This is a genomic window from Saccharomonospora iraqiensis subsp. iraqiensis, assembly GCF_000430445.1.
Taxonomy (GTDB): Bacteria; Actinomycetota; Actinomycetes; order Mycobacteriales; family Pseudonocardiaceae; genus Saccharomonospora; species Saccharomonospora iraqiensis.
Genome location: NZ_KE387097.1, coordinates 8157 through 19661 on the forward strand (window position 1 = coordinate 8157; position 11505 = coordinate 19661).

The window sequence follows — 11505 nt, forward strand, 5'->3', positions numbered from 1 at the left end:
AGCGCGCTGCCCACCGCCCCGAGCGCCGCACACACGATCGCGACGAGGGTCATGGGCCCTCCCCCGTCGGCGCGCCCGCGGTGTCGTGTGCGGTGGCGTGCCCCGCGTCGGGTGTGCCGGTGCGGCGGGTGTCCCGGTGGGTGTGGACCGCGGTGCGGAACAGGTGGACGGCCAGCACCAGCAACAGCGCCAGTTCGGCCGCGAACAGCGACCGCTGCACCAGCCCGGAAACGGCACGCCAGTCGAGCGCCTCCGGGAACCGCCACCAGAACAGCAGATCGGGCAGCCGGGTGGCCAGGTAGCCGAGTGCGAGCACCACCGCGACCGCGGAGAGCCGCCGCAACAGGGGTGCCGCATCGACCCAGGCCGGATAGGCCCGCAACGAGTGGGCCAGGCCGAATCCGGCGAACGGCAGGGTGATGAACAACGACGCGCCCGCGAACTGGTGCACCCACCCGGCGGCGGTCTCCACCGTGGGCGAGTCGTCGGTGGGAAACGCCGCGCACAGCACCAGCGCCACGCACCAGGTCGCCACCAGCGCCACCACCCGCGCCCCCGGCCGGATCCGCAGCTGGATCATCCCGACGAGGATCGCGACCGTGGCCAGGGCGAGGGTCACCAGCACCCCGGTGAACACCCCGGCGCCCTGTTCCACGAAGACGTAGTAACTCACCGCCCGGGACAGCGGGTCGACCTCCCCGGCGAACCGCACGGTCAGGTAGCCCATCGCCAGGATCGCGCGCACCAGCACGAGCAGCGCCAGCACCGCCAGCACACCCGCCACCAGCGCGACCGTTCCGGTGCCCCGGTCCGGGCGCCCGTCCGACGAGCCGTTGCCGTCCGCCCCCATGCCGTGCCCCCTTCGTCGCCCGCACGATCAACGAATCCGGACACGACGGTTGTTCCCGGCGAACCACCGAGAACGGTCACCCGCCGGCGGTGAGGCTGCGGCCCGAGGCCGGGTCGAACAGGTGCAGCGCGTCGGTGTCGAACCACACGCGCATCGGCTCGCCCTCGCGAACCTCGGAGGCCGCGGGCAGCCGGGCGACGAGGGTGGAGCCGGTGCCCGGCACGTCGGTGGCGCCCGCGTCGGCGGCGAGTTCCCGCAGTTCGGCGGTGCTGGCCAGTTCGGAGTCCAGGGTGAAGTAGGCGTACTTCTCCGAGCCCATCGACTCCAGCACGTCCACCGGGGCGGTGAAGGTGGCCCCGCCGTGCGGTTGCTGCCCGGCGGACAGGGCGGCGTCGGCGAAGTCCTCCGGCCGGACGCCCACGATCACCTCGCGGGGTGCGTGCGCGGACTCCAGCGACGCGCGCACCCGGTCGGACAGCGGAATCCGGCCCAGCGCGCTGTCCAGCCCGTCGTCGGTCACCGTGGCGGGGACGAAGTTCATCGACGGCGCGCCGATGAATCCGGCCACGAACAGGTTCGCCGGGTGGTCGTAGAGGTGTTGCGGCGAGCCGATCTGCTGCACCACCCCGCCGCGCAGCACCACGATCCGGTCGCCGAGGGTCATGGCCTCGGTCTGGTCGTGGGTGACGTAGACGGTGGTGGTGCCCAGCCGCTTCTGTAGGCGGGAGACCGACGTGCGCATCTGGCCGCGGAGTTTGGCATCGAGATTGGACAGTGGCTCGTCCATCAGGAACGCCTTCGGATCGCGCACGATCGCGCGGCCCATCGCCACCCGCTGCCGCTGGCCGCCGGAGAGGTTGGCCGGCCTGCGGTCCAGGTGCGGGGTGAGGTCGAGGACGTCCGCGGCCTCGGCCACCTTCTCCCGCACGGTCGCGGAGTCGACCTTCGCCAGCCGCAGCGGGAAGGCCATGTTCTCCCGCACGCTCATGTGCGGGTACAGCGCGTAGGACTGGAACACCATCGCGATGTCCCGCGCCTTGGGCGTCTTCTCGTTCGCCCGTTCGCCGTCGATGCGCAGCTCGCCGTCGGTGATGTCCTCCAGCCCGGCGATCATGTTCAGCGCGGTGGACTTCCCGCAGCCGGACGGGCCGACGAGGATGACGAACTCCCCGTCGGCGATGCGCAGGTCCAGCTCCGACACGGCCGACGTCCCGTCGCCGAACCGCTTGGAGACGTTGTCGAGCACGATCTCAGCCATCGCCTAACCCTTCACCGCGCCGGAGGTCAGTCCGGCGACGATCCGCCGCTGGAAGAACAACACGAACACAACGACCGGAATGGTGATCACCACGGCCGCGGCGGAGATCGTCCCGGTCGGGTCCTCGAACTGCGAGGCGCCGGTGAAGAACGACAACGCGGCGGGCACCGTGCGCGACGCCTCGGTGGAGGTCAGCGAGATGGCGAACAGGAAGTCGTTCCAGCAGAAGATGAACACCAGGATCGCCGAGGTGAACACGCCCGGCGCGGCCAGCGGCGCGATCACCCTGTGGAACGCCTGCGCCGGGGTGGCGCCGTCCATCTTCGCCGCCTTCTCCAGCTCCCACGGGATCTCCCGGAAGAACGCGGACAGGGTGTAGATCGCCAGCGGCAGCGCGAAGGTGATGTAGGGCAGGATCAGGCCCGGCCAGGTGTCGAACAGCCCCAGCTCGCGCTCGATGTCGAACAGCGGGGTTACGAGCGAGATCTGCGGGAACATCGCGATCAGCAGGGACACCCCGATCAGCGCGCGTTTGCCGGGGAAGTCCAGCCGCGCCACGGCGTAGGCGGCCATCATCCCGAGGAGCACCGCGATCAGCGTGGCGATGAGCGCGATGCCGAGGGAGTTGATCAGCGGACGCACGAACTGGTCGGTCGCGAAGATCTCGGCGTAGTTGTCCCAGGTCCACTCGCGCGGGATGAAGTGGCCGTCACCGAGCGTCTCCTTCGTCTTGAACGACAGCGACGCGATCCACAGCACCGGTACGAGCGCGTAGACGACCACGACGACGTCCAGCAGCGCCCACCGCGCCGTGCGGCCGGGGGTGACGGTACCCAGGGCCATCAGCGCCCACTCCCCTCGTCGCTGCCCGGCGCGGCGGTGCCGAACGCCCTGATGAAGACGAACGCGATGATCGCCACCGCGAGGAAGACCAGCACGGCCATGGTCGAGCCGATCCCGAGGTTCAGTCCGCGCATCAGGTTGTTGTAGGTCTGCATGGACACCGACGACGTGTCGTTCGACCCGCCGGTGAGGATGAAGATGTTGTCGAACACCCGGAACGCGTCCAGGGTGCGGAACAGCAGCGCCACCAGGATCGCGGGCTTCATCACCGGCAGCATCACGCGGGTGAACCGCTGCCACGGGGTCGCACCGTCCATCGCCGCCGCCCGCAGCAGGTCGTCCGGCACCAGCGCCAGGCCCGCCATCAGCAGCAGCGCCATGAACGGGGTCGTCTTCCACACCTCGGCCAGGATGATGATCCCCAACGACGACCACATCTCGGTCAGCGGCGCACCGTCGCCGGCGAACGCCTCGGCGAGGTAGCCGGTCTCCGGGGTCCAGGCGTAGTACCAGGAGAACGCGGCGACCACCGTCACGATCCCGTACGGCACCAGGGCCACCGTGCGCACCAGGCCGCGGGCGACCAGCGTGCGGTGCATGATCAGCGCGAGCGCCATGCCGAGCACGAGTTCCAACAGCACCGACACCACGGTGATGAAGGTCGTGACGCCGAACGCGCTCCACCAGTACGAGTTGGTGAGCACGGCGACGTAGTTGTCCAGCCCGACGAACTCCCGCTCGTCGGGGAAGCGCAGGTCGTAGCGCTGCAACGACAGCCAGACCGAGTAGACGATCGGATAGCCGGTCACCGCGATCATCACCAGCGCGGCCGGGGCGACCAGCATCAGCCCGAGCCTGCGCTCGGCCTTCTTCCCCTCACTCCGCGGCGCCCCGCGGCGTCCACCCCGGCGCGTCGACCCGGTGGCGGGGGCGGCGATGGCCGTGTCCGCTCCGGCGGCTCCGGTGGGGGCGGCCGGGGACCGCGTCGTGTCACTCACGGGATCACGCCCTTCGAGCTGAGCGCCTCCGCCAGCTGGTCACGCAGCTGCCGCGCGGTCTCGGCCGGCTCGATCCCGGACGGCGGGGACAGCACCTCGGCCATCACGATGGACAGCGTCTGGTATGCGGGGGTGGCCGGGCGCACCGCGGCGTCGGTCAGTTCGTCCCGGATGGTGTCCTTCATCGGGTACTTGTCGACCATCGTCGGGTTGTCCTCCGGGTCCGCCGGCCGCGACGGGTCGAGCGGCGTCGGGTCGTCGTAGACCGAGGCGATCGTCGGCGGCACGCCGTCGTTGAGCGCGGAGAACTTCTGGTGCTCGGCGCTGCGCAGGCACAGCGCCGCCTCGAACGCCTCCGGCTTGTGCTGCGAGGTGGCGGAGACGGCGAGGTTGTAGCCGCCGAGCGTGCTGCGCCCGGTGCCCGGCTCCCCCACGCCCGGGTAGGGCGCCCATTTGAAGTGCTCCAGCTCGTCGGGCTTCTCGGCGGCGTAGGAAGCGTGGACGAACGGCCAGTTGAGCTGGAACGCACCGCGGCCCTGCTGGAAGGCCATGCGGACCTCGTCCTCCTGCTGGTTGGTCAGCGACGGGTCGGTGAGCCCGGAGCCGCTGACCTCCCGCAGGATCTCCAGTGCCCGGACCGCGCCGCCGTCCACCACGACGTCCTCGCCGTCCGGGGAGAGGATGCGCCCACCCGCCGACTCGGTGAGCGAGTTGTAGGCCACCACCAGGCCCTCGTACTGGGCACCGGTGAACAGAATCTCGTGCGGCTCGCCCCGCTCCCGCAGCTCGCGGGACATGGTGATCATCTCGTCCCAGGTGCGCGGCGGCTCCGGGGTGATCCGCTCGTCGTACCAGAGCAGCCGGACGTTGGTGTTCTTCGGCGCGGCGTAGAGCCGCCCGTCCCAGGTGGCGGTCTCCAGCGGGCCGGGCAGCACGTCGCGGGAGGCGGTGGCTTTGTGCCCGCCGGTCCACTCCTCGATCCAACCCGCCTCGGCGAACTCGGGCACCCAGGTGACGTCGAGGCCGAGGACGTCCATCGCGGTGTCCCCGGCGGCGAGCCTGCGCACCATCTGCTCGCGCTGGCCGTCGGCGTCGCGGGGGAGCTTGTTGTAGACGATGTCGTAGCGGCCGTCGGCCTCGGTGGTGCAGTCGTCCACCACGGCCTGGAAGCTGTCCTCGGGTGCGTAGTAGACGTTGATCGTCAGGCCGTCGTCGGTGCCGCACGCCGCCAGCGTGGTGGCCCCCACCGCGGTCACGCCGAGCAGCGCGGCGACTCTCCGGGGTGATCGTCGTCGACCACGCGCCACCTCGCGCATCGGCTCTCCTCCCCACCCACGTCAGCTCACAGGCGCGGCGGAGCCGCCTGTGACCGGTGTCATAAAAGTAGGTCGACCGATCACCGAGCGCAAGCACTCACAGTAACGATCAGAGGAAGAAGCCGACGGGCAGGCCGCTCAGCCGTGTGACCCCATCGCGAGCCGCGCCAACAGCTCACGCCCCTTCTCGGCGTTACGCGGCTGGCACAGCACGTCGTAGCGCCCCGCGACGAGCTGACTGGCCGAGGAGAAGTCCCGCCGCCCACGGGTGGAGGCGTAGCTCATCGCCGCGAAGGCCGCCCCGAACAGCACACCGGCGCCGAGGCCGACCAGCACCGGCGCGTAGGAGATCTGCTCGGCGTTGCTGAACAGGCTCAGCAGCAGCCCCACGAACAGCCCGAACCACGCACCGGACAACGCGCCGGTGCCCAGCACCTTGCCCCAGGACAGCTTGCCGATGACCCGCTCGACCAGCATCAGGTCGACCCCGACGATGGTCACGTCGGCGACCGGGAACTCGTTGTCGGCGAGGTGGTCGACCGCGCGCTGGGCCTCCTCGTAGGTGGCGTACGAGCCGATCGGCCAGCCGGACGGCGGCGTGGGCAGGCGCGGCAACCCCGGCGCCTGACGACCCGACAAGAAGGGACCGGTCACGATCATCACCTGTGTTCTGCTCGACTGCCCGCGCATCACCCGTCAGCGGGGTACCCATGATCTCACGGACCGCACACAGCCGAAACCGGGTGAACCGGGCAGTGGGTGCGATGTACTATGCATCTGTACTACACTGGGCGCATGGCGACCGTTCCCGTCCGAGACCTCAACCAGGACACCGCAGGCGTGCTCGCCCGTGTGAAACACGGCGAGGAGGTCGAGATCACCGAACGTGGTTCTGTCGTGGCGCGACTCGTCCCCGCCCAGGAAAGCGGCCTGACGTCGCTGATCGCCTCCGGCAAGCTCCGCCCCGCCACGCTGCACGGCCCGGTTCCCCGCCCGAGCGGACCGATCCACAGCGACAGCGAGGCGGGCGAACTGCTCGAACGGATGCGGGACGACGAACGCTACTGATGATCTACCTCGACACCGCGGCCCTGGTGAAGCTGTGCCGACGGGAACCCGAGACCGACGCGCTGGCCGACTGGCTCGACGACCGGGAGCGGGTTCCGCGGGTCAGCTCGGCACTCGTCGAGATCGAACTCCCCCGTGCCCTCCTGCGGCTCGACCCCGGCCTGCAGAGTGCGGTCCCCGAGGTACTCGCCACCATCTCCCGCTACGAGATCGACGAGCTGGTCCGGAGCAAGGCCGCGAGCTACCCGACACCGCAACTGCGCTCGCTCGACGCGATCCATCTCGCCACGGCTCAGGCCGTCTTCGGTCGCCAGATCACGGCCTTCGTGACCTACGACCGCCGTCTCCAGGGCGCCGCCGAGGCCGAAGGACTGCCCACCGCCGCCCCCGGCCATGATCGAAACCGTGACTGCTGACCCTAACCGGCCGAGATCAAAGCATGGAAGGCTTGGTGCCAATCTCCGAGAAGGTTATCGGAACAATTATTTTCGAAAGCTTCCGTTGAACTTTTCTGATAGTTCTTATGGTCCACTCGTCCGAGAGTCCGGTGGTGGTCCTCCAATCGAGTCCGGAACCCATAACCGTACTGACGAACACTACTTCGGCAGCCAGCAGGGATCGAGCCCACTCGACCGACTCAAGAGGTTCATTCGACTCGAGTTTCCGACTCAGTTCGACACAGTTCGAGCACAATCGTTCGAATGTCTCAAACCCCATCGCTAAAGCATACTCCTCGGTACACCAGGCCGGGCCGCCCCACTCCAGCAGGGATCGCCGAATCACATAGATCTCGTCCTCATCCAACAAGTCACTCGGCCTGGTTCTCGAACCCAATTTCCGACCTCCCCGACAGCTGCCAACCTCGATCACTTCCGAATCGTGCAGGGCCTCGCCGCTCCAGTACGAGATACAGCACCGTCCACTTCGGAATGTGCGACGTACTTCACTGCCTCTTCGTACTGTCCGGCTCTTTTCATCACCGGCCTTCATCCGTAATCACCCGGCGGGCGGGAGAATAGCGCGTCGTGACCTCTGCGGGAAGCAATGCTTCTGGAAAGAAGTCGGGGCCCGGCCCTCACCGGCGGAGGCCGTCGTCGACCTCGTCCTCCGTCCGTGCGTACGGGACGGCGGCCACGTCGGAGGTCTCCTCCACCAGCTCTCGGCCGTACCCGCTGCCCGGTTCTCCGGCCGCTGCGGTGTCTCCGGTCGGCTCGGCCTCCCCGGTCGACGCGGCCTCCTGCCCGGACTCGGCCTCTCCACGTCCGGCGGCGTCGCGCTTCGCGGACTCGTCCAGGAATCGCAACATCTCCACCGGGAACGGCAGCACCAACGTCGAGTTCTTCTCCGCCGAGACCTCCACCACCGTCTCCAGCAGCCGTAGCTGCAACGCGGCGGGGGTGTCGGCCATCCGGGCCGCCGCCTGGGAGAGCTTCTCCGAGGCCTGCAGCTCGCCCTCGGCCGAGATCACCCGGCCGCGCCGCTCGCGTTCGGCCTCGGCCTGGCGCGACATCGCCCGCTTCATCGCCTCCGGCAGCGCGACGTCCTTGATCTCCACCCGGTCGATGTGCACGCCCCAGTTGGCGGCCGGGCTGTCGATCATCAGTTCCAGGCCCTCGTTCAGCGCCTCCCGGCGGGAGAGCAGGTCGTCGAGGCTGCTCTCCCCGATCGTGCGGCGCAGGCTCGACTGGGCGACCTGCAGCATCGCGAAGCGGTAGTTCTCCACCCCGACGACCGCCTGCACCGGGTCGATCACCTTGAAGTACACGACCGCGTCCACCCGGACGGTCACGTTGTCCCGGGTGATGCCGTCCTGCCCGGGCACGGGCAGGGTGACGATCTGCATGTTGACCTTCGTCATCCGGTCGACCCCCGGCACGATCAGCTTCAGCCCGGGTTCCCGGGGCACGCGGTGCACCCGCCCGAACCGGAAGACCAGTCCGCGTTCGTACTGCCGGACGATCCGTACCGAGGACATCGCCGCGACCGCCAGCACCAGGCCGACGACGACCACCACCGTGATCAGCGTTTCCATGCAGGCCCCGCCTTCCCGCGGGTCACGCCGTCGGCCACCGCACCCGGACCCGCGAATGGACGTCGGGTCGGGCCGGCGGCGCGGCCCTCGATCGTATCGATCGTGTGTGATCCATATTACACGTCGGCGCGGTCCGGGGCCTCGCGCGGCCGTTGTGGCAGGCACCGATCACGGGGGACGTAGCATGAGGGAAGCAAGCGCAACCCCCAGCGACGAAAAGGTCGGTGCCCGAGCAGTGACCACCACGCAAGAGACCCCCAGCGTCGAGGACGTGCGCGCCGCGCTGAACGACGTCCACGACCCGGAGATCCACAAGCCGATCACCGAGCTCGGCATGGTCAAGGACATCACGATCGGCGACGACGGCGTCGTGCACGTGGCCATCTACCTGACGGTGGCGGGCTGTCCGCTGAAGGACACGATCACCCGCGACACCACGGCCGCCGTGGAGAAGCTGGACGGGGTGCGCGACGTGCGCGTCGAGCTCGACGTCATGAGTGACGAGCAGCGCACCGAACTGCGCCAGAAGCTGCGCGGCGACGCCGAGGAGCCGGAGATCCCGTTCGCCCAGCCCGGCTCGATGACCCGCGTCTACGCCGTCGCCTCCGGCAAGGGCGGCGTCGGCAAGTCCAGCGTCACCGTCAACCTCGCCGCCGCGATGGCGCGCAAGGGCCTGTCGGTGGGCGTGGTGGACGCCGACATCTACGGCCACTCGGTGCCGCGGATGCTGGGGGCGGCCGAGAAGCCCACCAAGGTCGAGAAGATGATCATGCCGCCGCAGGCGCACGGTGTGAAGACGATCTCGATCGGCATGTTCACCCCGGGCAACACGCCGGTGGTGTGGCGGGGGCCGATGCTGCACCGGGCGTTGCAGCAGTTCCTCGCCGATGTCTTCTGGGGCGACCTGGACATCCTGCTGCTGGACCTGCCACCCGGCACCGGCGACATCGCCATCTCGGTGGCCCAGCTCATCCCGAACGCGGAGCTGCTGGTGGTCACCACGCCGCAGCAGGCGGCGGCCGAGGTCGCCGAGCGGGCGGGCGCGATCGCGCTGCAGACCCGCCAGCGGGTGGCCGGGGTGATCGAGAACATGTCCTGGTTCGAGGGGCCCGACGGCACCCGCATGGAGATCTTCGGCTCCGGGGGCGGGCAGACGGTGGCCGATTCGCTCACCAGGTCCGTCGGTGCCGAGGTGCCGCTGCTCGGCCAGGTGCCGCTGGAGCCCGCGCTGCGCGAGCAGGGCGACGCGGGCACACCGCTGGTGCTGTCCGAGCCGGACTCCGCGGCGAGCACGGTGCTCACCGAGGCGGCCGAGAAGCTGTCCGTCCGCGCCCGCGGCCTGTCCGGCATGATGCTCAACGTCACCCCGGCTGGCCGCTGACGCCCCACCCCACCAACCCGCGAGTCGCCCCTCCCTGCCCGCGAGTTGCCGTTCCAGACCCGCGAGTCGCCGTCTCTGGCCCACGAGTTGACGTGCCAGGACTGCGAGTTGGCGCGCCAGGACCGCGAGGGGCTTCGCACGGGCCTGGCGCACAGCCGTCCGGCGGAGGGCCCGGGAGGGCGACTCACCGGGTCGGCATGTCGACTCGCGGGTTCGTGGTGTCGACTCGCGGTCGTGCAGCGTCGACTCGCGGGGCTGGGGTGGCGACTCGCGGGGCTGGAGGGGGACTCGCGGGGTGGGTCAGGTGGCGTCCGGGTCGACCGGGGGTTTCTCGCCCGGGCGGAGGGGGCCCGCGTCCGTGGGGCCGCCGGTGTCGGGGTAGCCGTTGGGCTTGACGGACGGGGAGCCCGGGTCGGTCCGGTTGAGGTTGTCCAGGCCCAACGGGTCCCGGTCGCCGTCGAAGAGGTGCTGGGTCACCGCGCGCTTCGGGTCGAAGTTGCGCAGGTTCCGCAGGTCCTCGACGGGTTTGCGGAACTCCTCGTACTCGGGCCCCATCTCGTCGCGCAGCTGTTGCCGCGCCCCCGTCGCGAAATCCCGGACCTTGCGCAGTGACCGGCCGAGCCAGGCCGCCGCCTCCGGCAGCCGTTCGGGGCCCAGGATGAACAGCCCGGCGATGATGAGAACGACGATCTCGCTCCAGCCGATGCTCTCGAACACGCCGACACCTCCGCCTCGAACCCGGTGCGCCGACAGCGTACCCCGTCCGTGGCGGCTCCGGGTCAGTCCGAGCCCAGGGTGACCTCGACGGTCAACGGCCGACCCCCGCGCACCAACCGCACCGGGACCTCCTCGCCGATGTCGTGCTCGCGCACCGCGACGGTGAGTTCGGCCGCGGTGCGCACCCGGCGGTCGCCCACCTTCGTGATCACATCGCCCTCGGCGATCCCGGCCCGCGCCGCGGGGCCGCCCTCGACGACGTTGCGGACCTGGGCGCCCTCGGACGCGGTCGCCGACACCGACGCCGCGTTCACCCCGATCGCGGCGTGCTCCACCTGCCCGTCGGCGATCAGCTGCTCACTGATCGCGATGGCCTGGTTCACCGGGATCGCGAACCCGAGACCGATGCTGCCGCCCTCACCGCCGCTGCCGACCGTCCGGATCATCGAGTTGATCCCCACGAGCGCACCGGTCGAGTCGACCAGCGCGCCGCCGGAGTTGCCGGGGTTGATGGCCGCGTCCGTCTGGATCGCGTCGTAGGTCACCGCCGGGTTGCCGTCCTCCCCGGGCGCGGTCACCGGCCGGTTCAGGGCGCTGACGATGCCCTCGGTCACCGTGTTCTCCAGCCCGAACGGCGAACCGATCGCCATCACCGCGTCCCCGGGGGCGAGCGCACCGGAGTCCCCGATCCGGATCACCACGGGATTGGTGACGTCGACCTTGAGCACGGCGAGGTCGGTCTTCGGGTCGGTGCCCACGATCCGTCCCGGCACGCGTGTCCCGTCGGTGAACACCGCACGCACCTCGGTGTTCTCGTTGTCCACCGCCTGGGCGACGACGTGGTGATTGGTGAGCACGTAACCCTGGCCGTCGATGACGACGCCGGAGCCGACGCCGCCGGCCTGCCCGGACTCCACCTCGATCGAGACGACGGCCGGCGCCACCCGGTCCGCGATCGCGGCCACGGAGCCGGCGGGCCGTTCCTTGCCGTGCCGGGCCTCCGCGATCTCGAGCTCGCCGGTGAGCGAGTCGCCCGCGTTGG

Annotated in this window: 12 protein-coding genes; 3 read left to right on the forward strand and 9 right to left on the reverse strand. The window is 70.0% G+C overall.

Annotated elements, in window-relative coordinates:
* Positions 1-49: 49 nt before the first annotated feature.
* The 6 genes from ACTIR_RS0113520 to ACTIR_RS0113545 form a co-directional block, all read right to left on the reverse strand.
* Entirely contained in the window at positions 50-850 is an 801-nt protein-coding gene (locus ACTIR_RS0113520) for a DUF998 domain-containing protein (protein WP_026454683.1), read from the reverse strand.
* 76 nt (positions 851-926) lie between these two features.
* Positions 927-2108, reverse strand: coding sequence for an ABC transporter ATP-binding protein (locus ACTIR_RS0113525; RefSeq protein ID WP_026454684.1), 1182 nt, complete (start codon positions 2106-2108; stop codon positions 927-929).
* 3 nt (positions 2109-2111) lie between these two features.
* Positions 2112-2951: a carbohydrate ABC transporter permease gene (locus ACTIR_RS0113530; RefSeq protein WP_026454685.1), complete on the reverse strand. Its 840-nt coding sequence runs from the start codon at positions 2949-2951 to the stop codon at positions 2112-2114.
* On the reverse strand, positions 2951-3889 hold the full coding sequence (locus ACTIR_RS0113535; protein WP_026454686.1) for a carbohydrate ABC transporter permease: 939 nt from the start codon (positions 3887-3889) through the stop codon (positions 2951-2953). Before ACTIR_RS0113535 ends, ACTIR_RS0113530 begins: the two co-directional genes overlap by 1 nt.
* Positions 3890-3945: 56 nt before the next feature.
* A complete protein-coding gene (locus tag ACTIR_RS0113540; RefSeq protein ID WP_026454687.1) occupies positions 3946-5265 on the reverse strand; it encodes an ABC transporter substrate-binding protein in 1320 nt (439 codons plus the stop codon).
* Positions 5266-5403: 138 nt separating this feature from the next.
* On the reverse strand, positions 5404-5925 hold the full coding sequence (locus tag ACTIR_RS0113545) for a general stress protein (RefSeq protein ID WP_026454688.1): 522 nt from the start codon (positions 5923-5925) through the stop codon (positions 5404-5406).
* A 135-nt stretch (positions 5926-6060) separates the two neighbouring features.
* Between ACTIR_RS0113545 and ACTIR_RS0113550 the strand changes: the two genes are divergently transcribed.
* Both ACTIR_RS0113550 and ACTIR_RS0113555 read left to right on the forward strand, forming a co-directional pair.
* Positions 6061-6333, forward strand: a complete 273-nt coding sequence (locus ACTIR_RS0113550) for a type II toxin-antitoxin system Phd/YefM family antitoxin (protein ID WP_026454689.1) — start codon at positions 6061-6063, stop codon at positions 6331-6333.
* Complete coding sequence (locus ACTIR_RS0113555) at positions 6333-6749, forward strand: type II toxin-antitoxin system VapC family toxin (protein ID WP_026454690.1); 417 nt, start codon at positions 6333-6335, stop codon at positions 6747-6749. Before ACTIR_RS0113550 ends, ACTIR_RS0113555 begins: the two co-directional genes overlap by 1 nt.
* Positions 6750-7408: 659 nt before the next feature.
* On the opposite strand, the gene ACTIR_RS0113560 is transcribed toward ACTIR_RS0113555, so the two are convergent.
* Complete coding sequence (locus ACTIR_RS0113560) at positions 7409-8365, reverse strand: slipin family protein (RefSeq protein ID WP_026454691.1); 957 nt, start codon at positions 8363-8365, stop codon at positions 7409-7411.
* Positions 8366-8600: 235 nt separating this feature from the next.
* Here ACTIR_RS0113560 and ACTIR_RS0113565 point away from each other — a divergent pair, with 235 nt between their 5' ends.
* Positions 8601-9746, forward strand: a complete 1146-nt coding sequence (locus ACTIR_RS0113565; RefSeq protein ID WP_026454692.1) for an Mrp/NBP35 family ATP-binding protein — start codon at positions 8601-8603, stop codon at positions 9744-9746.
* Positions 9747-10046: 300 nt separating this feature from the next.
* Here ACTIR_RS0113565 and tatB read toward each other — a convergent pair whose 3' ends face one another.
* Together tatB and ACTIR_RS23285 are read right to left on the reverse strand one after the other, a co-directional pair.
* The gene (tatB, locus tag ACTIR_RS0113570) at positions 10047-10463 is read right to left on the reverse strand and encodes a Sec-independent protein translocase protein TatB (protein WP_026454693.1); all 417 of its coding nucleotides are present in this window, start codon (positions 10461-10463) and stop codon (positions 10047-10049) included.
* A gap of 62 nt (positions 10464-10525) precedes the next feature.
* The coding region (locus ACTIR_RS23285; protein WP_065388589.1) for a S1C family serine protease at positions 10526-11505 on the reverse strand (980 nt) is incomplete at its 5' end.